This window comes from Halalkalibaculum roseum (genome assembly GCF_011059145.1).
Lineage (GTDB): Bacteria > Bacteroidota > Rhodothermia > Balneolales > Balneolaceae > Halalkalibaculum > Halalkalibaculum roseum.
Map to the genome: position 1 here is coordinate 850411 of NZ_JAALLT010000002.1, position 23612 is coordinate 874022.

The 23612-nt window shown below is 44.8% G+C and carries 25 protein-coding genes; 10 read left to right on the forward strand and 15 right to left on the reverse strand.

The annotated features are described in order from the left end of the window. Positions 1-97: 97 nt before the first annotated feature. Positions 98-715 carry a Tll0287-like domain-containing protein gene (locus G3570_RS07950; protein ID WP_165140997.1) on the forward strand — a complete coding sequence of 206 codons (618 nt, stop codon included), beginning with the start codon at positions 98-100 and terminating at the stop codon, positions 713-715. A gap of 239 nt (positions 716-954) precedes the next feature. Further along, positions 955-1344, forward strand: a complete 390-nt coding sequence (locus G3570_RS07955; RefSeq protein ID WP_165140999.1) for a nuclear transport factor 2 family protein — start codon at positions 955-957, stop codon at positions 1342-1344. Positions 1345-1389: 45 nt separating this feature from the next. Here G3570_RS07955 and G3570_RS07960 read toward each other — a convergent pair whose 3' ends face one another. Further along, on the reverse strand, positions 1390-1797 hold the full coding sequence (locus G3570_RS07960; RefSeq protein ID WP_165141001.1) for a DUF6567 family protein: 408 nt from the start codon (positions 1795-1797) through the stop codon (positions 1390-1392). Positions 1798-2125: 328 nt separating this feature from the next. On the opposite strand from G3570_RS07960, the gene G3570_RS07965 reads away from it, so the two are divergent. The 6 genes from G3570_RS07965 to G3570_RS07990 all read left to right on the forward strand — a co-directional run bounded on the left by G3570_RS07965 (position 2126) and on the right by G3570_RS07990 (position 7960). Beyond that, the gene (locus tag G3570_RS07965) at positions 2126-3001 is read left to right on the forward strand and encodes a hypothetical protein (RefSeq protein ID WP_165141003.1); all 876 of its coding nucleotides are present in this window, start codon (positions 2126-2128) and stop codon (positions 2999-3001) included. 164 nt (positions 3002-3165) lie between these two features. Continuing rightward, positions 3166-3390, forward strand: a complete 225-nt coding sequence (locus G3570_RS07970) for a hypothetical protein (protein WP_165141005.1) — start codon at positions 3166-3168, stop codon at positions 3388-3390. Between the two features lie 48 nt (positions 3391-3438). After that, on the forward strand, positions 3439-4080 hold the full coding sequence (locus G3570_RS07975; protein WP_165141007.1) for a phosphoribosyltransferase: 642 nt from the start codon (positions 3439-3441) through the stop codon (positions 4078-4080). A gap of 256 nt (positions 4081-4336) precedes the next feature. After that, complete coding sequence (locus tag G3570_RS07980) at positions 4337-5521, forward strand: c-type cytochrome (protein WP_165141009.1); 1185 nt, start codon at positions 4337-4339, stop codon at positions 5519-5521. Positions 5522-5567: 46 nt separating this feature from the next. Beyond that, entirely contained in the window at positions 5568-7232 is a 1665-nt protein-coding gene (locus G3570_RS07985; RefSeq protein ID WP_165141011.1) for a hypothetical protein, read from the forward strand. Positions 7233-7381: 149 nt separating this feature from the next. Then, complete coding sequence (locus G3570_RS07990; protein ID WP_165141013.1) at positions 7382-7960, forward strand: sigma-70 family RNA polymerase sigma factor; 579 nt, start codon at positions 7382-7384, stop codon at positions 7958-7960. A 55-nt stretch (positions 7961-8015) separates the two neighbouring features. Here G3570_RS07990 and G3570_RS07995 read toward each other — a convergent pair whose 3' ends face one another. Further along, a complete protein-coding gene (locus tag G3570_RS07995; RefSeq protein WP_165141015.1) occupies positions 8016-9275 on the reverse strand; it encodes an MgtC/SapB family protein in 1260 nt (419 codons plus the stop codon). Between the two features lie 332 nt (positions 9276-9607). Between G3570_RS07995 and G3570_RS08000 the strand changes: the two genes are divergently transcribed. Together G3570_RS08000 and G3570_RS08005 are read left to right on the forward strand one after the other, a co-directional pair. After that, positions 9608-11410, forward strand: coding sequence for an adenosylcobalamin-dependent ribonucleoside-diphosphate reductase (locus G3570_RS08000; protein ID WP_165141017.1), 1803 nt, complete (start codon positions 9608-9610; stop codon positions 11408-11410). A gap of 78 nt (positions 11411-11488) precedes the next feature. Further along, complete coding sequence (locus tag G3570_RS08005; RefSeq protein ID WP_249066800.1) at positions 11489-12748, forward strand: MgtC/SapB family protein; 1260 nt, start codon at positions 11489-11491, stop codon at positions 12746-12748. A 30-nt stretch (positions 12749-12778) separates the two neighbouring features. Here the strand turns inward: G3570_RS08005 and G3570_RS08010 are convergent, their stop codons facing one another. The 13 genes from G3570_RS08010 to G3570_RS08070 form a co-directional block, all read right to left on the reverse strand. Further along, a complete protein-coding gene (locus tag G3570_RS08010; protein WP_165141019.1) occupies positions 12779-13654 on the reverse strand; it encodes a F0F1 ATP synthase subunit gamma in 876 nt (291 codons plus the stop codon). Next, complete coding sequence (locus tag G3570_RS08015; protein WP_165141021.1) at positions 13641-15203, reverse strand: alternate F1F0 ATPase, F1 subunit alpha; 1563 nt, start codon at positions 15201-15203, stop codon at positions 13641-13643. The genes G3570_RS08010 and G3570_RS08015 overlap by 14 nt, the downstream gene beginning before the upstream one ends. Before the next feature lie 14 nt (positions 15204-15217). Continuing rightward, positions 15218-16018, reverse strand: coding sequence for a F0F1 ATP synthase subunit B (gene atpF, locus G3570_RS08020; protein ID WP_165141023.1), 801 nt, complete (start codon positions 16016-16018; stop codon positions 15218-15220). 6 nt (positions 16019-16024) lie between these two features. Continuing rightward, a complete protein-coding gene (locus G3570_RS08025; RefSeq protein WP_165141025.1) occupies positions 16025-16294 on the reverse strand; it encodes a F0F1 ATP synthase subunit C in 270 nt (89 codons plus the stop codon). Between the two features lie 54 nt (positions 16295-16348). Further along, positions 16349-17044, reverse strand: a complete 696-nt coding sequence (locus G3570_RS08030; protein ID WP_165141027.1) for a F0F1 ATP synthase subunit A — start codon at positions 17042-17044, stop codon at positions 16349-16351. 10 nt (positions 17045-17054) lie between these two features. Continuing rightward, the gene (locus tag G3570_RS08035) at positions 17055-17342 is read right to left on the reverse strand and encodes an N-ATPase subunit AtpR (RefSeq protein ID WP_165141029.1); all 288 of its coding nucleotides are present in this window, start codon (positions 17340-17342) and stop codon (positions 17055-17057) included. Between the two features lie 8 nt (positions 17343-17350). Continuing rightward, a complete protein-coding gene (locus G3570_RS08040; RefSeq protein ID WP_165141031.1) occupies positions 17351-17665 on the reverse strand; it encodes an AtpZ/AtpI family protein in 315 nt (104 codons plus the stop codon). Beyond that, positions 17662-18063 carry a F0F1 ATP synthase subunit epsilon gene (locus tag G3570_RS08045; protein ID WP_165141033.1) on the reverse strand — a complete coding sequence of 134 codons (402 nt, stop codon included), beginning with the start codon at positions 18061-18063 and terminating at the stop codon, positions 17662-17664. Before G3570_RS08045 ends, G3570_RS08040 begins: the two co-directional genes overlap by 4 nt. Position 18064: 1 nt before the next feature. Next, positions 18065-19495 carry a F0F1 ATP synthase subunit beta gene (atpD, locus tag G3570_RS08050; protein WP_282958226.1) on the reverse strand — a complete coding sequence of 477 codons (1431 nt, stop codon included), beginning with the start codon at positions 19493-19495 and terminating at the stop codon, positions 18065-18067. A gap of 13 nt (positions 19496-19508) precedes the next feature. After that, entirely contained in the window at positions 19509-21917 is a 2409-nt protein-coding gene (ppsA, locus tag G3570_RS08055; RefSeq protein WP_165141035.1) for a phosphoenolpyruvate synthase, read from the reverse strand. A 28-nt stretch (positions 21918-21945) separates the two neighbouring features. Next, positions 21946-22695, reverse strand: a complete 750-nt coding sequence (locus G3570_RS08060; RefSeq protein ID WP_249066802.1) for an SDR family oxidoreductase — start codon at positions 22693-22695, stop codon at positions 21946-21948. Between the two features lie 11 nt (positions 22696-22706). After that, positions 22707-22925 carry a YgaP family membrane protein gene (locus tag G3570_RS08065; RefSeq protein WP_165141039.1) on the reverse strand — a complete coding sequence of 73 codons (219 nt, stop codon included), beginning with the start codon at positions 22923-22925 and terminating at the stop codon, positions 22707-22709. Positions 22926-23013: 88 nt separating this feature from the next. Continuing rightward, positions 23014-23466 carry an Hsp20/alpha crystallin family protein gene (locus tag G3570_RS08070; RefSeq protein WP_165141041.1) on the reverse strand — a complete coding sequence of 151 codons (453 nt, stop codon included), beginning with the start codon at positions 23464-23466 and terminating at the stop codon, positions 23014-23016. Positions 23467-23612 lie beyond the last annotated feature (146 nt).

Below are 23612 nucleotides of genomic sequence, written 5' to 3' on the forward strand. Positions count from 1 at the left end.
TAGTAAATTGTACCACAGAAATATCAGTAATGAGCGTATTTTAATTCGCATCGTTGCCCATTATGTAAATAATACATCCTGAATAAAGTTTAAAACTATGCGAAATTGTTTCATACTCTTCTTTCTGCTTTTGTTTGGATGTGGTCATCCAAACGGTGAAACCGGCACGGAAACTCTCGCAAGAAAAGATCTGCCGGCCGTGAAACAGAAGGGGTCGGAAATTACCGGTCAGGCATTCAATACGCTTAGCAGTAACCTGAAACAGGCGATGAGTGAAGGAGGCGTTGCCTATGCCCTGGAATTCTGCAATGTGAAAGCCATCCCATTGACAGACTCCTTGTCGCAATATACCGGTATAGAGATACGCCGCTCCTCACACCGGCCACGAAATCCCCGGAATAGGGCTGATTCCCTGGAGATGAAAAGCATAAGAGAATTCATGGCACGTATTGAGCAGAACGAGGAGCCCGAGCCCATAACCTACCGCTCAAAGAATACTTATATCTATCACGCCCCTATTAAGATCAACAACGGTCTCTGCCTGAACTGTCATGGACAACCGGGTACCGATATATCAGAACAGAATCTTGCACTTATCAATAAGCTGTATACTGAAGATCAGGCCACAGGCTTTTCAATAGGTGATCTGCGAGGTATCTGGTCGATAGAAATTCCGAAAACAGTTATAGATTCCCTGCAGGCTGCTGCCAATTAAGTCACCGCTATCAACCAAGAGGTTATTTATGTAGATCAGGAATGGAAAAAATAGGTCAGCCTAGTTACCGACATAATACCTGTGTAAGGAAATTCCCTAATTCCTAAACCTTGCAGACCCTTCTTCCGGGCCAAATAATTATCCAGTAGCATTAGCCTACACGTTTCAGTAACCACACGGAAGGCAGTATTAGACAAAGGCTAATTACTGTTTGCCTGTATAACTCAACATTTGAAGCCATGAATAACCATATAAGGGATATTGAGCAGTTTATCGATCGCATGAATGATGACTGGCTGAATGATCGAACTGAAAACTTGAGCCGGTATTTTCATAAGCAGGTAGTGATGATTCAGCCCGGCACCCAAAAGAAAATAGTAGGAAGAGAAGCCATGGTTGACAGCTACCAAGAATTCATTGAAGAAGCGGATGTGTCTGATTTTCGCATCAAGGACTTACGAATAGATGTCTTTGAAAATACTGCTATAGTACTCTACACTTTTCGAATTAAATATAAGGTAGAAACCACCAATTATGACGAAGGAGGAGTTGAAATCTTAGTCCTTAATCTTCATAACGAACACTGGCAAATAGTATGGCGCAACCAGCAGCCTGACATTGATGTGTAAGTCCCTCGATAGATGCATCAAGGGACCTACTGAGATTATTTGAAATTACCGAAACTCTACGATATCTGCCCTTACGGTAAGTGTTACTTTGGTATACAGGATCAGGTTAATGATATCGGAATCATAGCGGACATTTGTAAGCGCCAGTTTTTTATCGGTTATGGCACCGTGGTTACTTTCGTAGGTTTGCCACAGATCATCCAGCGCATCGGCATATAGTTTTTCTGATCCGCTTACCCTGGCCAGGGCCAAGGTATTGGCTGTCACTCCGTTTGAATAGCTCAATCCCAGGATATAAGCTGCTTCCGACTGACCCTCTACCCCGGTTGCAGTCAGTGAATAATTGCCCTCACCAAGCTCCACATTGGTCTGGTTAAAGGATATAAATGCTCCGGAACTTGTGCAGCCGGCTAATGTGAGAGCAAATGCTAAAATTATTAATATATTCTTCATAAATAACTCCCTATCAGTTTAATAATCAGGTTAGTTGGCATACATGATACATACCAGATTGAAGATCTATTGTAGGGGAATTCCTATTAATTTCATATAGGTTTTTGAGGCAGAAGGCAGAAGGCAGAAGGCAGAAGGCAGAAGGCAGAAGGCAGAAGGCAGAAGGCAGCCTATTTATTTGTATTCCAACTTCCAACTTCTAACCTAGAGTATCCAGCCTACAATCAAATCTAAGTTTATTCCCTACAAAGATAGTACGGTTTCCCCTCCCCTTGATGCGTGCTCAATTTGTATATCATGTCAACAAAGTGCCGAAAAAGAGTATTCTATGAAACATGCCTTTGCTGTAACCCAGCTTTCAATTTTGATTGCCGTTCTTGCTGCCCTGGCTTCGTATACAGGTATCTATTCAGAAGGTGGACCCGGGCCGCATAGCATTGAATCGGTGCGCGGAGAAACGGTCATCATTTACGGTAAAGGGTTGTATCGGCATATGTCTAAGGAAGTAGCCCCTCAAGGCATCGCCCAGGATTACGTAACTCTATACCTGGCAATCCCCTTACTTTTCATTGCTCTTATTTGGGCACGAAAGGGCTCGTTAAAAGGGCGGTATTTTCTATCAGGCATACTTGGATATTTTCTGGTCACCTACCTTTTTTACCTTGTGATGGGCATGTACAATGCTTTATTCCTGGTCTATGTGGCCCTGCTGTCGATGTCATTCTTTGCGTTTGCACTTACGATGCTATCTTTTGAACCGCGCGAACTACCAGAAAGGTTCAGTGAAGAAACGCCGGTAAAGTCGACCGGTGGGTTTTTAATTTTCCAGTGTATTGCCATTTCCCTGATGTGGCTTGGAGTTGTCATACCGCCGCTGATCAGCGGTGAAATTATACCACCGCAGGTAGAACATTACACCACACTCATTGTTCAGGGCCTGGACCTGGCACTGCTACTCCCTCTGGGCATCATCGCAGGTGTACTCTTTATAAACAAGAATCCCTTCGGCTATTTGTTGACTCCTGTCTACTATGTATTTCTCTCTTTACTAATGATTGCGCTGACCGCTAAAATTATTATTATGGGATCAGAAGGTCAGAACACTATGCCTGCCATTCTCATTATCCCATCCTTCGGAATTATTGCCATGATTTGTACCCTCTACATCTTTAACAGCATAAGAGAGGTCAAAACAACAGGGTAAGCAGTACCTTTCTACAAGTTCAAATACTTTAAACCTTTTCAACTGCTTTGTAAGTCATTGCACTACAAAATATATACGGGTTCTATTATTATTACTTTTAAAATAGATGATTATTTACAAACAAGGTGTAATAGCAATATCAATTATTAATTAACCCGATAGGTATGGCACAGGAAGAAGAAGGAAGAGATAACATCCTGCACGAACGCATATCGATGCTTGAAAAAGAAGGATACCGTGGGTTCAAGCTGAAACAGAGTAAGAAGAAATGGGGCGGTGTAAGTGTAACCGTCAAAAACAGTGACGGACGAACTGTCACAGAAAGCGGTGAAACATCCAGGGAAGCTGCTAAAAAAATTATTGATAAGATAGATACTATACTTGATTAGAGATAATTGCGTTTTGGTAGTGAACCCGCAATTTGAGCGATACAAGTCATGTTTGACAACAGGACCCAAGCCGGTTTACAACTGGCAGAGGCTTTAAAAGAATACAAAAAAGAGCATCCGGTAATCCTGGCGATCCCCAGGGGAGGAATCGTGCCGGGCGTGATAGTGGCCCGTCAGCTCGAAGCTGAATTCTCAGTTGTTATTACCAGGAAACTGGGATTGCCAACCCATCCGGAATCGGCTTTCGGAGCACTTGCCGAAGACAAGAGCCTGTACCTGAACCCTATGGTAAGGGAAGTACTCACGAAAAAGATGATTGAAAAAGTTATTAAAAAGGAGGAAAAAGAGATCAAGCGGCGCATTCAAGTTTACCGCAAAGGAGAACCGCTTCCTCCTCTCAAAGACAGAACCGTAATACTAATTGATGATGGCATAGCTACAGGTTCCACCGTTTTGGTTGCCATCGAACTGTGTAAAAAACAACAAGCCGGAAAAATTATTGTAGCCGCACCGGTTTCCGGGTCAAGGGTGTTAGAAACGATAGAAGCTAAGGCAGATGAGGTGATTATCCTCGAAATACCCGATTCTTACCACGCAGTCTCTCAGGCCTACAGGAATTTTAAAAATCTCAATGATGAGCAGGCTTTAAGCTGGATTGAGAAAGGTACTTTCATACGGAAAGTGAAATAGAAAGAGCACCGTTTATACTTTTTTCCCTCCCGGTAGTTTCCAAGAATGTGACAATACTCTTCAGTTTTTCAGTTTCCCTACTCTTCCTCAGGAACCTCGATTTCGTGTTCTTCGATATCGATTAACTATCCTCATATGACCAAACCTTTTATGGGAAAAATCCTTACACAAAGTTAGGGTTTTCCTTTTGGGTAGTTCGCCATTTTTATCGCTTAACTGTTTCTTAACAACATTTTAAAAATCACGATCTGTGAATATGAAGAATGAACATTATGCATACAGGGGGCTATTTTCGATCGCCGTATTGCTTACTCTCTTTGCGGTAACTGCGGCAAATAAAAGCCTCAATGTCGTTACAGAGTCGAAGTATGGCAGTGCGGTGTACGTCAGTGAAAAAGGTTTTCAATATTTGATCCCTCCTGTCACCGGCAAAGAATTGTACATGCAGGCCTGCGCCAATTGCCATGGGGCTGACGGTAAAGGAGCTTCAGTCAACCAGCTTTCTTTGCAGACCGCACCGCCGGATTTCACCGACTGCTCATTTGCCACTCGTGAACCGGATGGTGACTGGATTTCCATAGCGCATCAAGGCGGACCTACACGAGGCTTTTCCAGAGAAATGCCGGCTTTTGGTGACGCCCTTTCCCGGGAAGATCTGCAAAAAATCATGAATCATATTCGCACTTTTTGTACTGATAAAGACTGGCCACGGGGTGAACTGAATCTTCCACGACCCCTGGTAACTGAGAAAGCCTACCCCGAAGACGAAGCCGTTCTTACTAGCATATTTGATGTAGAAAATGAAGGTGCAGTAACTAATGAAATCGTTTACGAACGCCGTTTCGGAGCGCGTAATCAAATTGAAATCGTATTTCCTTTCGGTTACAGCGAGCAACAGAATGGAAACTGGACCGGCGGACATCTCGGAGATATGGCGATAGGTGTCAAACGAACCCTTTATCATAATATAAATAGCGGAAGTATCTTCAGTATTACCGGTGAAGTGATCCTGCCTACGGGTGATGAAAGTATCGGCTTTGGCAGCGGCACCACTATCCTGGAACCATTTGCTTCTTTTGGACAGATCCTGCCCATGGGTGGCTTCCTTCACGTTCAGACCGGCATTGAATATCCCCTCTTGCGCGATAAAGCAGGTGACGAGGCCTTTTGGAGGGCAGCATTGGGTAAACGCATCAATCCGAATCCATGGGGTACAACCTGGTCTCCGATGATTGAGTTTTTAGGTTCTAGAGAGCTGGAATCAGGAGCAGTGAACCATTGGGATATTGCTCCTCAAATGCAAGTAACCCTGAACAGACGTCAAAATATTATGCTCAATTTCGGGGTACGCATCCCTGCCGATGACCCATCAAGAGATACGAGACTGATGGTCTATTTATTATGGGATTGGTTTGACGGGGGACTGCTAGAAGGTTGGTAATTCAATAAACAGATCATAACCGAGGATTCAATTTAGGCATAAAACTATGAAAAAGAACCTGATCATCATTACCGTTTTACCTTTAGCAGTTCTACTGCTGGGATTGACTCTTAACCTGAATATGTCGGATCCTCTGCCGGTTAAAACAGTTCACGGTATGAACCTCAATCAGGCACGTCAGTTACTGTTTCAGTCGGCAGGTAAATGCATGAGCTGTCATAATAATCTTGTTACCCCCTCCGGTGAGAATGTTTCCTTTGGCATTGACTGGCGCACCTCCATGATGGCCAATTCTGCACGTGACCCTTACTGGCATGCCGCTGTGCGACGCGAGGTGACCGATCACCCGGAATCACAGGCTCTCATTGAAAACGAATGCTCCACCTGTCATATGCCTATGGCGCATTATCAGGTAAGTAGCAATGGTGAAATGGCAAAAGTTTTTGCAAACCTACCTGCCAACCAGGCGGTCACGCAGCAAAACATGCTTGCTATTGACGGGGTCTCCTGCACCACCTGCCATCAGATCACCGGTGAAAACTTTGGAGAAAAAGAAAGCTTTGTAGGAAATTTCGGAATTGATAAACTGACCCCGATGGGTGAGCGAAAAATTTACGGACCTTACCCTGTAGATGTAGGGCGTTCCACGATCATGCACTCGTCCTCCGGATTTAGACAAGCACAGTCAAAACATATTCAGCAGTCTGAATTATGCGCTACCTGCCACACCCTATATACCCATACGCTCGGGCCTGATGGAGAAGTGATCGGTGAACTGCCCGAACAGGTTCCCTACCTGGAATGGAAGAACAGCAGTTTCGTAGATGAGCAGAGCTGTCAATCCTGCCATATGCCGGTAGTTAAAGATAGCATGCCGATTTCTTCGGTCTGGGGACAACCAAGGGCTGAATTGTCCAGACACTCTTTCAGAGGCGGAAATTTCTTTATGTTGAGTATGTTAAACCGCTATCGCGATGAACTGGGAGTGCTGGCCCTGCCCCAGGAGATGGATGCCGCAATAAACCGTACCATCAATCATCTACAAACCAAATCTTCGAGGGTCTTTATTGAGAAAGCGGAAATCAATGAGAGTGAACTTTTGGTTGCCCTGGCTGTACAGAATTTGGCCGGTCACAAACTCCCAACTGCCTATCCCTCCCGTAGAGTCTGGATACACTTTAAGGTACAGGATGCAAACGGTAACACCGTATTTGAATCAGGAGCCGTGAATACTGACGGCTCCATAACAGGTAACGATAATGATCGGGAGGCAAATGCCTATGAACCGCACTATGCCGATATTACCAATGAAGAGCAGGTCCAGATCTATGAAGCCATACTGGCAGATCAGCATGATGAAGTCACCACAGGTCTGTTAACCGGCATTCGATTTATTAAAGACAACCGTATTCTGCCACGTGGATTTGATAAAGCCACGGCCGATGAAGATATCGCTGTACAGGGTTCAGCTTACAAAGATGGAGACTTCATTGGTGGCATGGACACTGTAACCTACCGAATTCCGGTAGAAGAGCCTTTCAGCTCGCATACAGTAACTGCCGAGCTGATATACCAACCCATTGCCTATCGATGGGCACAAAATCTGGATACCTATGACACTCCGGAGACCAACAGTTTTGTTCAATACTATGACTCCATGTCGGATAATTCATCGGTGGTACTAGCCAGCACAACTCTAACTGTTGAATAAATAACAGCCTCACCCTCAACCAATAGCGGTATGATGTGGGATTTTATATTACACCAGATCAATAGTTTACCCGTGATTATATGAACTTTAAATCTATTACTTACTGTCAGAATCATCATTACTGTAAATAGTGCAAAAACAACAAGCTGATGAATGACATAGCTCATAAGTACAGTGATAAGCAGAGGAGATTTAACGAGGAAATGAACCCTCACCTGGATGCATTGTATAACTTTGCCTTGCAGTTAACCTCAGACCCGAATGATGCCAAAGATTTGGTACAGGATACAATTGTGAAGGCATATCGGTTCTTTGATTCCTACGAGATGGGCACTAATGCCAAATCCTGGCTGTTTCGTATTTTGAATAACTCATATATCAATGACTATCGCAGAAAGTCTAACCTGCCAGGTTTTGTAGATTATGACGAAGTATCCTCCTTTTTTGAAATTATAAGAGATCAGCGGACAGACACTACCGATCTCGAAGATATGATCTATCGTGATCTGTTGAATGATGACATCTCTTATGCTCTGGCCAATCTCAAAGAAAAGTACCGCTCTGTCGTTGTGCTCTGTGATATTGAGGATTTTACCTATGAAGAGATATCCAACATGCTGGATCTGCCAATTGGCACCGTGCGATCTCGTCTGCACCGCGGACGTTTGCTACTCAAAGAACAGCTACTGGATTATGCCCGGAAAAAAGGATATGAACTGATAGCTTAGCCATCTTAATGTTATTTGCTAGCAGGACTCAATGATTTCTGTGAATACTAACCATTCAGATTAAAAATCCCGGCAAGGAAGAGAGCGCAATGATCAGGCAAATAACCAATAGTTTTTTAGCCCTCTTATAACCGATGAAATAGGTGAAAATGCCTGCTTTCACCAGTGTATTGGTGATAGTGGCTAATATCAATCCGTAGGCTGCGATTTCCCCGGGCAGGTTCTCTTCTGACATATCCAATAAGGTTAAGGTAATAGAGTCAATATCCACCATCCCCGATAGTATAGATAAGCCGTAGATCCCCGGCTCACCGAACCACTTAGTGCTCAATTCAGAAAGAAACATCACCACAGCCAGCAGAATACCGAATTGTATTGCGGTACTCAGTTGCAAAGGATTTTTCAGTGTGAAACGGTCGGATGATGTTTTACCTTCACTGTTCAATTGCAGCCAAACTGCAGCTATTAGTGAGGTAATTGCCATTGCGGCAACCGATGGAGCTACGATTGGAAATATCTGATGATTAAACAAAAGCACAAGTAAAAGCACTCTCCCAAGGGCCGTAAATGTCGCAATAAGTATACCGGTAGTCAGGATATCCGTAGATTTGGTTTTTTCACCGTAACGACCCAGGGTCACCGTAACGGCTAATGAAGAAACCAGAGAACCGGTAAAAGAGGTGAATAGCAGTCCTTTTTTCCTGCCAAGATATTTCATGGAAAAATATCCCGCATATGAGATGCCTGCTATCAGCACGACCATAGCCCAGAGTTCAAAAGGATTCCAAACCTTCCAGGGACCGAATCCGCGATTGGGCAAAAGTGGTAATAGAATGGCCGATATGATTAAAAATACAATACCTGAGTAGAGCTCACTTGGCTCGATGGTTTTTACCCACTTGTGCAATTCCGGTTTGATACTCAACAGAAGCACCATCAAAATGGTAATACTGACAGGAAGTACGATGTATCCCTTAATTACAGCAATACCCAATGAAAAAGTAAGAAATGCTGCCATTTCAGTGGTAAGACCCAATTTACCGGTTTTACGGGCATGCTGGTAATATCCTGTCATAACAATCAGAATAAATCCCAAGAATGCAATACCCAGCAGTAAATCACCTACCTCATTGTGTAGTAACCCCCATAAACCGCCTGAAAGGGCAATTAAAGTAAAGGTTCTTATCCCGGCAGTTCGTTGTCCCTCTTTTTTCTTTTTAAAACTCCAGCCACGCTCTATTCCAACCAGGAATCCCAAAAGCAGGATCAATCCAAACTTAAGCAACACCTGGGTATCGGTAATATCATTAAACATTTTGGCCCTTTGTGTTATAACAAAAGATTAACCGGCTAACCCTGTATTCACCAGTATATCGGCGAAGCATCTGTAATTTCTGAGGACAAATAACTGCCGATTCAATCATATACCTCTTTATTGTTGACCCAACTCATTCTAAACGAAACCGACAATAACAATCCAATCTTAATAAAGTCATCTGAGACAGGTTGTAGTGCCATACCCTTAAAACACCTACAAAATCTTTAGGATCACTGTAAGAGATTTTCCTACAATTCTTTTATTCCTTTGACAGCTGTGCTAAGCCCTCGAAAAAACAGATATTCCATTAAAAATAAGTGAAAACTACCGTGGAAAATCAGATTGCACACCTAGAAACAGAGCTTTCCCGCCATATCTGGGAGAATAAATACCGTTATAGTATTAATGGATCGATAAAGGATAAAACAATTGAGGATACGTGGAGGCGAGTGGCTTCAGCAATGGCCAAAGCTGAATGTCAAAATTCTGTGGACTGGGAAGAGGCATTCTTTGAAACCCTCAGCAACTTCAAATTTTTGCCGGGCGGGCGCATCATAGCCGGTGCCGGCACAGAAAGGAATGTTACCCTATTCAACTGTTTTGTTATGGGGGTTATTGATGACTCCATCAGCTCCATATTCGATCATGTTAAAGAAGGGGCTCTTACACTTCAGTGGGGTGGCGGGATCGGTTGTGACTTTTCTACGCTGCGTCCCAAAGGAAGCCTGGCGAGGAGTACCAATAATATTTCATCCGGTCCGGTCTCTTTTATGAAGATCTGGGATGCCATGTGCGATACCATGTTGTCGACCGGTGCCAGAAGAGGCGCCATGATGGGTACGTTGCGCTGCGATCATCCGGATATTCAGTCCTTCATCGATGTCAAAAAAGAGCCTGGCATTCTAACCAACTTCAATCTTTCGGTACTGATTACCGAAGATTTTGTAAATGCCGTCAACAAAGATGAAGAATGGCTGCTGGTTTTCCCGGAGAAAGAAATAAGCGGTCAAGTAGATAAAGACGCTATACAAAACACGGATTCCGTTTACAGAAAATGGCCGGGATTTAAAGGAAAAGTCCCATGCAGGGTTTTTGGAAAATTGAAAGCCAAAAAACTCTGGGCAGAAATAATGAAAGCCAATTATAACTGCGCCGAACCGGGTGTTCTTTTTATCGATCGTATTAATGCGTTAAATAACCTGAAGTACACGGAAGATATCTTTTGCACCAATCCCTGTGGAGAAGTACCCTTGCCCCCTTACGGCGCATGCAACCTGGGTTCTATTAACCTTACTCAGTTCATCAAACGCCCGTTTACAAAAGAAGCTGCCATTGATATGGAAGGCGTGAAAGAAACAGCAAGGCTGGCCGTCAGAATGCTCGACAATGTGATCAGTATCTCTAATTTCCCCCTTGAGAAACAGAAGATCCGAATTTATCGCTCAAGACGAATTGGGGTTGGTATTACCGGTCTGGCTGATGCACTGATCATGATGAACAAAGACTATGGATCGAATCAGGGACGGGAAATGGCTGAAAACATTATGAGGGAAATCAGTCACGAGGCCTACCGTTCGTCCATAGAGCTTGCCAAGACCCGTGGAAGCTTTCCGGATTTCAAAGCACAAGCGTACCTAAAACGTCCCTTTATTAAGCAGCTTCCGGCTTCTATCCAACAGGGTATTAAAAAATACGGAATTCGGAACAGCCACCTGCTTTCTATTGCTCCTACAGGGAGTATCAGTTTGCTGGCAGGTAATGTATCCAGCGGACTTGAACCGATTTTTGATTACGAATATTCACGCAATGTGCTCAATCCAAATGGTTCGGTCTCCCACTACCGAGTCAGGGATTTTGCCTATCGCCTCTGGGTTGAAAAGTATGGCAGTGCCAATAATTTGCCCGACGCTTTTGTTCGGGCCAGGGAGTTGAGCCCTTTACAACACCTGAAAATGCAGGCCGTTCTCCAACGACATGTCGATAACTCCATTTCAAAAACTATACATGTGCCAGAAAGCTATTCCTACTCATCGTTTAAAAATATCTATAAAGAAGCCTATGATATGAAACTTAAAGGCTGCACCACCTATCGAACAGTGAAAAATAGAAGTGCTGTTCTTTCAAGTGATTAAATTTTTACATTATGTCATCAACCTAACAGAGTTTCATCTTAAGGATGCTTTCAATTGTAACGGAATCAATATAAAGAGATGGCTAACCTGGATTACCAAGTACTCTTACAGATACTCGCCTCGCTAGCCGTTGGTTTGTTGATTGGTATAGAGCGCGGCTGGAGCGAACGTAAAGAAGATGAGGGTGACCGGGTTGCCGGGTTACGTACTTTCAGTCTGATTGGCTTATTGGGCGGTGTTTGGGCCCAGCTATCGGAGATTGTGGAAGCATGGGTACTTGTTGTAGCCTTCCTCGCAGTAGTTGCACTGATTGTCACTTCTCACATCATCGGGACACGTGAGACCGAAGATGTCGGGATAACAACAGAGTTTGCCATGATGCTTACCTTCTCACTGGGTGCATGGGCAGCCTTCGGGTATTATATCTATGCCTTTTCTACTACTGCTATCGTTGTGGCCCTGTTGGGTATCAAACCGATTTTGCACAGATGGGTCAGCAATCTTCGCACCGAAGAGATCTACTCCGGCATCAAACTGTTGCTTATCTCTCTGGTATTGCTGCCGCTCTTACCCGATAAAGGCTACGGTCCCTGGCAATCATTAAATCCCTACTGGATATGGTGGATGGTGGTTCTAATCAGTGGAATATCATTTGTCGGCTATTTCGCAATAAAATATGCAGGTGACAAAATTGGAACTCTCCTAACAGCCATTACCGGTGGACTGGCTTCTTCAACGGCTGTCACGCTCAGTATGGCACAGCTGGCCAAACAGCATAAAAATAAAACGCTATTCATGGGTGGCGTAGTTGTAGCATCTTCCATCATGTTTATTCGGGTATTCATAGAAGTGGCTATTGTAAACAGGATCCTGCTAGACCGTCTCTGGATTCCCATAGCCGTTATGTTCGTCTGTCTGATAGCCGGCGGCAGCTGGCTCTGGTTTCGTCACACAGGTTCAGACACCGGTACCGAGATTGAGCTAAAGAACCCCTTTAACCTCCCCACCGCCCTGCAGTTCGGACTCTTGCTGGGACTTATACTATTGCTCTCCTCGGCTGCTAAAGAGTGGTTCGGAGACCAGGGTATCTATGTATTATCTCTTGTATCCGGATTAATTGATGTGGATGCTATTACCCTTTCCCTTTCACGGATGGCGGAAAATGATCTTGGTGAAGATGTTGCCATAACGGGAATCGTACTGGCCTCGGCTATGAATACCATCGTAAAGGGGCTCCTATTCTCCTTTGTGGCCGGTATGCGAACAGGTCTTCGATTACTTTTAGTGCTGGTCGCATCCGTTATTCCCGGTCTTATTATTGTTTTTTTGATGCTGTAGTGGGGAAGTAGAAATTTTAACTTATGAATGCTACTCCGCCACCGCCCTATAACCTGACTGAATATCCAACAATTCCTCAGTAATTGCCTTGTGGCGTTCACCGGCATAACGTTTGTTAAGTTCCTGTAGGCGTTCCTCAATTTTCTGCTCCGCCACTGTCATGGAATTCAGCCTTCCGGTATGTTCAGCTGCCAATGACTCAGCCATTGCTCTGTAGAGAGAAACCAGGAGATATTGGCGAACCAGCTCGGAAAACAATTCAGTAGGCTCCATAGAAAACTGAGGTATATTATTGGTAGGCCATTCTTTATTTGCAAGCCGGTTTAGCCAGTACCTGTCCAGCGGAAGCAGGTATTGCAGTCTGGGCTGATATCTGCCACGCGCAACCGGTTTATTGTGGATGATCAGCACTTTCCCCGCTTCGTGTTTCTCTCGTAACTCCTCTACAGATGCCAGCAATTGCAAGGCAAAACGATTTAGACCCGATACCGAACCCGGCAGACTGAACACTTTTTCCACATTCTCTCTCTGTTCCAATTGCGAGGCCAACCTTTCTCCCATAACCAGGAAGCGGGAGTCGGAATTATTTTCATCATGCAATTGCTGTTCAATAAAGCCCATAATACGTTCATCGAATGAACCGCAAAGCCCTTGTCCCGAGCCGACAGCAATCACTATGTAACTGCTTTCTTTCCCTGATCTCACATAAGGCATCTCTTCCAAAAGAGTTCGCCCCAATACAATTTGAAGACCCATTTCAACAGTACGGTAATATTCTCCGAGTGATTCTGATGCCTTTTCAAACTGCCGTATACTAACCGATGCCAGAACTTTCATCGTGTTTACGATGGATTGTAGATCCTTAGCATTTCTTATTTTCCTTTTATAGTGTTCAACGGTCTGCATCTTCTGTAACCTCCTCAGATTTTTCAATGGGAAAGTTTTGCTGCAGCACATTTTTGAGGCTTTCCGTCAACTCTCGCTGCTCGTCTTCGCTCAATTGCTTTCCCTCACTGATTTTAATTCTGATCGGTTCCATTTCTTGCGACATATATTCGCGAATAACTTCACACGCAGATGAAACTTGCTGTAGTTCCAGCCTGTCAAACAATCCCTCCGTTACCGCAACAAGCAGCCCGATCTGTTCGAATACCTCCAGGGTATTGAATTGGTCCTGTTTGAGAACTTCCCTGATTCTCCGGCCTCTTTGAATCTGTTCCCTGGTATCTTCATCAAGACGTGAGCTGAACCTGGAGAATGCTTCCAATTCTTCAAACTGGGAATAGGCCAGCCTCAATTCTCCCGTAACCATCCGGTAGGCAGGCAGCTGGGCAGCGCCTCCCACACGTGACACGGATTTACCCACATCGATAGCTGGCAGCACGTCTTTTCGAAATAAAGATGGTGAAAGATAAATCTGACCGTCTGTAATAGATATCAGGTTTGTGGGAATAAAGGCTGAAATATCCTGGGCCTGTGTTTCAATGATTGGTAGTGCCGTGAGGCTGCCCCCTCCCAATTCTTTCTTTAAGTGCGTGGATCGCTCAAGCAGTCGGGCGTGGATATGAAAAATATCTCCGGGATAGGCTTCCCGCCCCGGCGGCCTGCGCAATAAAAGAGCCAACTCCCGGTATGCCCGGGCATGCCAGGTCAAATCATCATACACAATCAGTACATCCCTTCCTTTTTCCATGAAGTATTCACCCATACTGGTTGCAGCATAAGGCGCTATGTACTGCAGTCCAACCGGAACGCTGCTGCTGGCAGACATTACTATACTATGCTCCATAGAACCATATTTCTGCAGATCTGCAATCACACGGTTCACCTCAGCACGTTGCTTGCCTATGGCACAGTAAATACAGATGACTCCGGAATCTTTTTGGTTGATGATACTGTCTAGAGCAATGGCCGTTTTTCCGGTTTGCCGGTCCCCGAGTATTAGTTCACGCTGCCCGCGTCCGATAGGCAGCAGGGCATCAATAGTTACGATACCGGTTTGCAGCGGTGTGTCCACGGATATTCGACTCATAATAGTAGGCGCCGGTCGCTCTACCGGATAATAATCAAAATGCCGAATATTGCCTTTGCCGTCGGAAGCACGACCAAGAGAATCAACGACTCTGCCAAGCAGCGAATCACCCACTGGCACTTCAAGAACACGTTCGGTTCGAAACACTTCTTCTCCGGCTTCGATAGTATGTTCATCATCCAGAAGAATAACACCGATCTCTTTTGGGTCCAGATTATAGGTAAGTCCCAGTGACCCGCTAGAGAATCGCACAAGTTCATCCGTCAAAACGTTCGGTAGGCCGTCGACACGAGCGATACCCTCTCCTACAGAAAGTACTCTTCCTGTTTCCCGTACAATCAGCCCCGGATCCTCTTGCCATGCTTCGTTTATGGCCTCAAATACATCATCAACAATCGCTATAGCAGATTTTTGGTATTTCACAGGGACGCCTCAAATCATAATCCTTGTTTTATAGTCTGGTGCTCTTTTTCCTTTTTCCCGGTCTGAAACAGGTGTTCCAGGTTTTCGGTGAGATCTTCGAGGTAAATATTGGCATTCCATCCTATTTTCCACCCTTCGGCTCGCATCTCAATTCCGAATCCCAGTCGTGAAGAGATCTCGAATTCACAATTCAACTCCGCGGAAAATACCTCCTTCAGCACATTTTTTATCTCATTTTTTGTCTCTTCCGGCAACTCAAAAGAGCTGACAACCTTCATTTTTCCCTCACCAAAATCCAGGGCCGACTGTAGCGCCCGCTTTCGTTCTTTTTTATCCATCCTCTTCAATAGCTCAATAAATTTTTGGATGGTCACCTCTTCGAGACTTCTGCTGGCAAGGCTATTGACCAGTTTGCGAAGCAAGTCTATGGCGTTATAAGTAGCCTGTTGATGCAGCTCATTGAAAAATGATTCTTTTTCCAGCTCAATAGACTCCTCCCAGTTTTTTTGCATAGTCTCCACTTGCTTGCGAGCCTCATGTTCCAGCTCTTTACGTTTCTCATCAGCCTCTGCCTTTGCTTCGCTAATCATCTGTTCCTTTTTATGCTCCAGCTCATCCAGTTTTTGTTGGTAGGTTTCTCGTTTAGTTTCTGCTTCTCCCAGTTTTTGCTGTGCCTCTTCCAAGCGAGATGTTACTTTTTGCTCTCTTTTCTCCATGACATCTCTAAGAGGTCCGTAGAGAAATTTTCTAAGCAGGAACAGCAGAATAAGAAAGTTGACAATCTGGGCCGTTAATGTGAACCAGTCTATATTCATATGACTTTATAGTCCTGTTACGTAATCCCAAAATGGATTCGCAAAGATTATGATTAAAGCAACTACGAAACAGTAGATCGCCGTTGATTCTACCATGGCCAAACCCACAAAGAGTGTCCGGGTGATACTGGGTGTTTCATCGGGCTGTTGGGCTATAGCATTAAGCGCCTGCGATAATGCTCGACCCTCTCCAAGGGCAGGGGCAATGGATCCGACGGCTATCGTGAGACCTGCCATGATGATTGAAACCATTCCAATTATGCTAATAGTATCCATTTTAGTATGGTTAAGTTATAATGTTCAATTGATTCCACTCTCTATGCATACCTATTATCCTTCCTGTTTTTCCAACTGTTTAAGGTTTTGAACTCGTGTTGCCGAGGCGATATATACCAAAGCCAAAATGGCAAAGACATAAGCCTGAATGACCCCAATCAACAGACCGAAAGCTTGCATGACAACCGGAAAAAAAAGCGGACTCAGGCTTAATAAAATGGCTATGATAAGACTGCCGCTCATTATATTGCCAAACAGTCTGATAGCCAGTGCGAGTGTTCGGGAAAGTTCCCCGATAATGTTAAACGGTAGCATAAACGGCGTGGGCTGAATGTAATGCTTCAGATATCCGGAAAATCCCCGGTTTGAAATACCGAAGACCGGCACCGCGATAAATACACAGATGGCCAGAGCTACAGCCGTAGAAAGTGATGCCGTAGGTGATTCTATGGCAGGTATTACACCGATGATATTTGAAACTACAATGAACAGGAAAAGTGTACCGATAAATGGCAGGTACTTATCGGCTTCTTCATGTGTTTCTTCGCGGATTTGATCCAACACCAGCACCACAAATGATTCGAGCAAAGCCTGTCCTCGCCTGATATTCAGTCCGGATGTCAACTTCCTAGTAACAACCCAGGAAAAAACGATAAGCAACAGCATTACCAACCAGGTATTTAGAAGGGTTGCATTCACTTTCAGGAAACCTTCCTGCCAATAAATAATATCATCAATATTGAATTCCATCCGTCTTTTTTTAAGTGTAAATACTTGAATGGTCTACCTTTCCCAGCTTTGATAGCAGCAGCTGCCGCATGGCCAGGAATGAGATCAGAGCAATAGCAAGATACGCCCAGTGGTAGATCACCATGGCATAAAATACCAGCAATACAAAAGCTGCCCTGACGGCGAAACTTAACAGGAGCAGCGTATATGACAACTTATATTGAGCTATTTTATTCACTGTAAGCCAGAGCCCGCCGAAATAGATAAATCCGGTCAACGCACCGCTTAGCAATGCAAAAAGTATGATTATCCAGTCCATGGTATTCCTCAATGGTTATGTTTTTTTTGACTTTGGCTCTCATGCTGAACCCAGTACCAGGCATTCCAGCATCCTATCATAATGCCCAGAACCAGCATCATCAGGGTCCATGAGTACGGACTGTCGTAGGCGCTGTCTATCCATATTCCGAGTCCTAGCAGCAAGATTGTGGGAATTGCAACCGACCACCCCACTAATCCGAACATACCCAGTCCGTAGAGCAACCCTTTACGGTCTTCGCTGCGAACCTCAATCTTGCGACGGGATTTTTTCCTGACGCTTTTTTGAAATTCTTTTTCGCTATGTTCTTTTTCACTTTTCAATAATGTCTTTCCCTGTTTTTTTCCAGATCCACAAAATGCTGCACCAGCTCAGCTTCAAGATTTCGTAAAGCCATAACGGAAGCCTGTTCTGTCTCTTCGACTTCTACGAATTTCTGCTTCACCAACTCTTCCAACTCTTTCAGATCCTTTCCTGAAATCGCGTTGAGTGCTGAAACCAGTACTTCCTTACCGCATTTGACCAGAATACCGCTGTCGATAGCGGTAAAAAACTCTTCCTCACCTATGTAATAATAAAAGATGCCGGCCCTTAGAGCCGAGGTGAAATCAACATGACGCGGCTTTAGACAGAAGAACCCGTTCTGACCGTCAGCAATGATTTTGTCTACCTGCCGGTCTGCTATAATCTGCTCCGGCGTCATTATTTTCAGATGTATCATGCTATTGCTCATCAGAATGCACCTCGTCAATACTGCCAATCATATACAGCTTTCTTTCCGATATCTCGTCAAACTCGCCCTTGATAATTCGCTCACAGCCGTCGATAGTCTCTTCAATTGCCACGGCTTTGCCTTCCTTTCCGGTAAACTGCCGTGTCACCCCAAAGGGTTGCGTAAAAAAGCGCTCAAGCCTGCGTGCTCTCTGTACTGTTTGTTGGTCCTCTTTTGAAAGTTCTTCCATGCCAAGCATGGATATGATATCTTTAAGCTCTTCGTATTGCGACAGAATCTGTTTTACCTTTTGGGCTATCCGGTAATGCCGTTTGCCTGTGATGTGTGGAGCAAGCATTTTTGAACCAGACTTCAACAGGTCAATAGCTGGATAAAGCCCTTGACTGGCCCGTTCTCTCGAAAGAACAATGAATGAGGAGAGATGGGAAAAAGTGTGTGTCACTGCCGGGTCGGTAAAGTCGTCCGCAGGTACATAAACAGCCTGTATTGAGGTAATGGCTGCATTTTGTGTGCTGCAGATACGCTCCTGTATTTCTGCCATTTCACTTCCAAGTGTAGGCTGATAACCCATTCGGGAGTTAATCTTTCCCATCAGGCCGGATACCTCAGAGCCTGCCTGCACAAAGCGAAAAATATTGTCAATCAACAGAAGGACATCTCTGCGTTTTTGATCACGAAAGTACTCCGCCATGGTCAATGCCGATTGGGCCACCCGAAAACGTGCTCCCGGCGGTTCATTCATCTGACCGAATACCATTATAGTGTGATCCAGTACCCCGGCAGCCTTGATCTCTTTATACATTTCAACAGCTTCACGGTTTCGCTCTCCTATCCCGCAAAACAGGCTAACTCCCTCATGCTGTGATACCATGTTCCTGATTAACTCCATGATGAGTACAGTCTTGCCTACTCCTGCCCCACCGAACAGTCCGGCTTTTCCTCCTCTTTCTATGGGAGAAAGCAGGTCAATCGCTTTGATTCCGGTTGGCTGAATACCCTGCTCCGAATGTTGTAGGGTCAATGAGGCTGAAGAGTGAAACATGGAGCGGCTGTCCTCACCGCTAACAGCTCCTTTCTCGTCAATAGCATCACCGAAAAGATTAAAAATGCGCCCAAGTAGATCCTCACCCACAGGTACTTTAACCGTGGTGTCATCATCAAACACACGTAATCCCCGTCTGATACCGCGAGTGGAGTTGAGTGCCAGCCCCCGTACGGTTTGATCGTCCAGATGGGCTGTCACCTCAATAATTACCTTTTTATCACAATCAACCACCAGCCGAGACTGCAACTCCGGCAGCCTTTCCTCAAACCGGACGTCAACTACGCTACCCCTGATGGCGGTCACCTTACCACAATTTCTCGCACCTTCATTATCTCTATAAGACTTGCCATTCATTATTGAAAGTGCATGTGCCATGGTTGACCTTCTGTTATGTAGTTACCTCCCTCCTGGCCTTTTCAGCTTCGCTCACGTGCTTAAGTACTTCCACAACACTGTCGGGATTCACAGAAATGGAATCGATATTACAGTCAACCAGGAACCGGGCATATTCCGGCTGATCACTGGGAGCCTGACCGCAAAATCCTACGGGGCAGTCCACTTTATGGGACTTTTTAATGACATCTCGTATAGACTGCTTGACAGCTTCATTATTCTCATCAAAAAGGTAATTCAAATCGGTAGAATCGCGGTCAACTCCAAGCACAAGCTGGGTCAGGTCGTTCGAGCCAATGGAAAACCCGTCAAAGCGCCGTGCAAACTCTTCGGCAAGAATGATATTTGCCGGTATTTCACACATCATGTATACCTTGAGGTCTTGTTCACCCTTTCTCAGTCCGTTTTTTTCCATCTCCTGTAATACACGGTCTGCCTCATCCGTGGTACGACAGAATGGAATCATCACGATCACATTTTCTAGGCCGATATCTTCTCTCACTTTCTTGATGGCCAGGCATTCAAGTGCGAAGCCCTCCTTATATCCCTCGGAATAGTAACGGGAAGCCCCGCGCCAACCCAGCATGGGATTCTCTTCATCAGGTTCGAACTCCCGGCCTCCTATCAAATCAGCATATTCGTTGGTTTTGAAATCACTGGTTCTCATAATGACAGGATCAGGGTATTGAGCCGCGGCTATTTTGGCAATGCCGGCAGCCAGTCGGTCAATAAAAAATTCACGCTTGTCTTTGTAATGGTAGGTAATCTTTCTGATATGCTCGCGCGCCGTCTCCTCAATCACACGGTCAAAATGAATGAGGGCCATTGGATGAATCTTTATATGATTGCTGATAATGAACTCCATACGTGCAAGCCCAACCCCTTTAGCCGGCAGACGCCACCACTTGAATGCCGATTCGGGTGTGGCAAGATTGATCATGATATCAGTCTGTGTGTCGGGCAGTTCACCCAGATTTATAGTTTCCTTCTCAAATTCAAGGTGACCGTCATAAACCTGTCCTTCATCTCCACCCGCACACGAAAGGGTTATCTCTTTTCCTTCTTTTAGAACTTTGGTACCTGTTTTGGTGCCCACGATGGCCGGGATTCCCATTTCTCGACTCACAATAGCAGCATGACAGGTTCTACCGCCAGAATCGGCGATGATTCCCTTCACTTTTTTCAGAGCCGGTACCCAGTCGGGTTCGGTCATCTGTGTTACCAGAATGCTGTCTTCGTCCAGTTTTTCAAGTTCACTGATTTGCTCTACTTTGCGCACTTTGCCATGGACGATATTGCTGCCTATGCTGATCCCGGTCAGTATCGGGTTTTCACCTTTTTGCTGCAGGTGATAGGTATTGAACTCGTTTTCGGAGACGTTCGACTGAACCGTTTCCGGCCTTGCCTGAACAATAAAAAGTTCATCGGTCTTATCGTCCTTCACCCATTCTATATCCATAGGTTTGCCGTAGTGCTCCTCAATATTTTTTGCCCAAAGAGCAAGTTGTATGATCTCATCATCCTCGAGTACAAATGCGGCCTGTTCTTCGGCTGAAGTTTGGACATTCACGGTTCTGCTGACGCTGTTCGATGCATAAATCATCTTTTGTTCTTTACTGCCCAGCTTTTTCTCAATAATCGGTTTGAAAGATTCTTTTTCCAGCAATGGCTTGAAAACAAGGTATTGATCAGGATTGATGATACCCTGAACAATATTTTCTCCAAGACCCCATGCAGCGTTGATCAAAACCACATTGGGAAACCCGGTTTCGGTATCCAGGGTAAACATGACGCCAGATCCCGCCTTGTCAGCACGTATCATCCGTTGTACACCGATTGACAGAGCAACGTCAAGGTGGTCAAACCCTTTTTCGTAGCGATAGGAAATAGCTCTGTCGGTAAATAAAGAGGCATAACACTCCTTACACATCTCAATGAGTTGCTCTTTTCCCCTTACATTCAGAAAAGTTTCCTGAAGTCCGGCAAAACTGGCTGTCGGCAAATCTTCAGCCGTGGCGCTGCTTCTCACAGCTACGGCAATGTTGTTGATCTCGGTTTTTTCACACAGTTTATCATAAGCTTTTCGTATAGCTTCCGCTACCGGTATCGGGAAGATACCATGGTGAAAAAGCTCACGAATCTGATGTCCCGTGTCTTCAAGGCTTTGGGACCCCTCTTCATATTTCTTTAGTTCCTTTCGAATCGGCTCTTCCAGTTTATTTTCTTGAAGAAATTTACGGTAGGCGTACGAGGTGGTGGCAAACCCGTCGGGTATATTGATACCCATAGGTACAAGATTGCGAGCCATTTCCCCCAGGGATGCATTTTTACCGCCCACAAATTTAAGATCATCCATTCCCAAATCATCAAACCAACGAATTAGTCCGTTTTGCTGATTAACCATAGCCTACCTCACAAATTTAGTTCCAGCTCTATTTTGCTATATAACCGCCATCCACCAATAAGGTGTGACCGCAAATAAACGAAGCCTTTTCTGATGCAATCCATACTATAGCTTCAGCAACTTCATCTGCCTGCCCCAGGCGGCCGATGGGATGTAGTGATATTGTATTTTCTTTAGCTTCTTTGTCGGAAGTAATACCGGCTCTATCCAGCATCGGTGTTTCAATAAATCCGGGGCATACTGAGTTGATGCGAATGCCCTGAGCGGAGTATTCAAGTGCAGCTGCTTTAGTGAGCCCGTTCAGGCCATGTTTGGCTGCCGTATATGCCGGAGCTTCTGCAAACCCAACTTTACCAAGTATGGATGAGACATTAACGATAGCTCCGCCCTGCTTCAAAATGGCAGGAATTTCGTATTTCATGCAGAGCCACTGCCCTCTCAGATTGATGTTAAGAACCCTGTCCCAATCTTCTTCAGTATATTCGGCTGTCACAGCCAATTTACCTTCAATTCCTGCATTGTTACAGGCGTAATCCAGCCTTCCGAACTTTTTCAGTGTCTTATCAATCATCTCCTTCACTTCCTTGCTTTTGGAGACATCAGTGACTGAGATTAGCGTCTTACCACCCTTCTCCTCAATCAGCTTGGCGGTCTCTTTCAGTCCCTCTTCATTAACATCACTGATAACAACCCTGGCACCTTCACGAGCAAATGCCAATGCTGTTGCCCGCCCGATTCCAGCCCCGGCTCCGGTTACCAATGCTACTTTGTTTTTCATGGTCATAAAGGTTATAAGTTAAACCGTTCCGATTTTTGTGAATCAATAGTGTAATGACAGGTTGATATTCCAAAAATGGAATAGAGCGGGCAAAATCCCGAGATTCCCGACACCAATGGGATGATTCCGATAAGCCCCCATAGGCTCTGGTATGCAATGCCGGCAGCAATTATAATGAGGGATGTGATAACGCGCAGCAACCTGTCTAACTTTCCTGTATTATATCTCATAGCAGATTATTATTTATTATTTCAATTAAAATAGAATCAACCCGTCACGGCTGATTCTATCGCTCGTATTAAGGATATGCCACTTCACCTAGTCAATACTTACTTTCTTAGGCTTTTTAACCTCTGCTTTAGGAATGTCAACAGTCAACACTCCATTTTTGAATGTTGCCTTAATCTTGTCTTCCACCACGTCAGCAGGCATAGTGAAAGCCCGTGAAAATTTACCCAGGTATCTCTCTTTTCGAATGAAGTCTTTATCTTCTTCCTTGGTTTCTCGGCTTCTCTCACCACTTATTGTCAATCTATTATCTGTGAAACTGACATCTACATCATCTTTTTTCAGACCGGGAAGGTCCATAGTCAGTATATATGCGTTTTCGGTTTCACTCATATCAGTATCCGGAGCCCACAGCTCCATGCCAAAGCCTCCGTTACCGCGCCGTATCCTGGAAAATGGAGATATGTCATCGAAGATGAGATCCATATCTCTTTTGATAGCTTCCAGCGGCGACATATCTGAATATTTGGTTAATGTTTTCATGATACTATACCGTGTTTTGCGAATTTTCTGAAAGGCATTATACCTCTCATCTGGTGTACAGCATCAATTAAATAAACTTGTCCGGAAAAGACATTCAGTGAGACTCTCAAGATGTGTGTAGGAGATAGGCAGAATAGGTTTTAGTG

Excerpts from the sequence above, each read along its gene's own strand:
- G3570_RS07950 (WP_165140997.1), top strand. The coding sequence starts at position 98 with ATGCGAAATTGTTTCATACTCTTCTTTCTGCTTTTGTTTGGATGTGGT.
- G3570_RS07955 (WP_165140999.1), top strand. The coding sequence starts at position 955 with ATGAATAACCATATAAGGGATATTGAGCAGTTTATCGATCGCATGAAT.
- G3570_RS07960 (WP_165141001.1), bottom strand. The coding sequence starts at position 1,797 with ATGAAGAATATATTAATAATTTTAGCATTTGCTCTCACATTAGCCGGC.
- G3570_RS07965 (WP_165141003.1), top strand. The coding sequence starts at position 2,126 with ATGAAACATGCCTTTGCTGTAACCCAGCTTTCAATTTTGATTGCCGTT.
- G3570_RS07970 (WP_165141005.1), top strand. The coding sequence starts at position 3,166 with ATGGCACAGGAAGAAGAAGGAAGAGATAACATCCTGCACGAACGCATA.
- G3570_RS07975 (WP_165141007.1), top strand. The coding sequence starts at position 3,439 with ATGTTTGACAACAGGACCCAAGCCGGTTTACAACTGGCAGAGGCTTTA.
- G3570_RS07980 (WP_165141009.1), top strand. The coding sequence starts at position 4,337 with ATGAAGAATGAACATTATGCATACAGGGGGCTATTTTCGATCGCCGTA.
- G3570_RS07985 (WP_165141011.1), top strand. The coding sequence starts at position 5,568 with ATGAAAAAGAACCTGATCATCATTACCGTTTTACCTTTAGCAGTTCTA.
- G3570_RS07990 (WP_165141013.1), top strand. The coding sequence starts at position 7,382 with ATGAATGACATAGCTCATAAGTACAGTGATAAGCAGAGGAGATTTAAC.
- G3570_RS07995 (WP_165141015.1), bottom strand. The coding sequence starts at position 9,275 with ATGTTTAATGATATTACCGATACCCAGGTGTTGCTTAAGTTTGGATTG.
- G3570_RS08005 (WP_249066800.1), top strand. The coding sequence starts at position 11,489 with ATGGCTAACCTGGATTACCAAGTACTCTTACAGATACTCGCCTCGCTA.
- G3570_RS08010 (WP_165141019.1), bottom strand. The coding sequence starts at position 13,654 with ATGCAGACCGTTGAACACTATAAAAGGAAAATAAGAAATGCTAAGGAT.
- atpF (WP_165141023.1), bottom strand. The coding sequence starts at position 16,018 with ATGAATATAGACTGGTTCACATTAACGGCCCAGATTGTCAACTTTCTT.
- G3570_RS08025 (WP_165141025.1), bottom strand. The coding sequence starts at position 16,294 with ATGGATACTATTAGCATAATTGGAATGGTTTCAATCATCATGGCAGGT.
- G3570_RS08030 (WP_165141027.1), bottom strand. The coding sequence starts at position 17,044 with ATGGAATTCAATATTGATGATATTATTTATTGGCAGGAAGGTTTCCTG.
- G3570_RS08035 (WP_165141029.1), bottom strand. The coding sequence starts at position 17,342 with ATGGACTGGATAATCATACTTTTTGCATTGCTAAGCGGTGCGTTGACC.
- G3570_RS08045 (WP_165141033.1), bottom strand. The coding sequence starts at position 18,063 with ATGATACATCTGAAAATAATGACGCCGGAGCAGATTATAGCAGACCGG.
- atpD (WP_282958226.1), bottom strand. The coding sequence starts at position 19,495 with ATGGCACATGCACTTTCAATAATGAATGGCAAGTCTTATAGAGATAAT.
- ppsA (WP_165141035.1), bottom strand. The coding sequence starts at position 21,917 with ATGGTTAATCAGCAAAACGGACTAATTCGTTGGTTTGATGATTTGGGA.
- G3570_RS08060 (WP_249066802.1), bottom strand. The coding sequence starts at position 22,695 with ATGAAAAACAAAGTAGCATTGGTAACCGGAGCCGGGGCTGGAATCGGG.
- G3570_RS08065 (WP_165141039.1), bottom strand. The coding sequence starts at position 22,925 with ATGAGATATAATACAGGAAAGTTAGACAGGTTGCTGCGCGTTATCACA.
- G3570_RS08070 (WP_165141041.1), bottom strand. The coding sequence starts at position 23,466 with ATGAAAACATTAACCAAATATTCAGATATGTCGCCGCTGGAAGCTATC.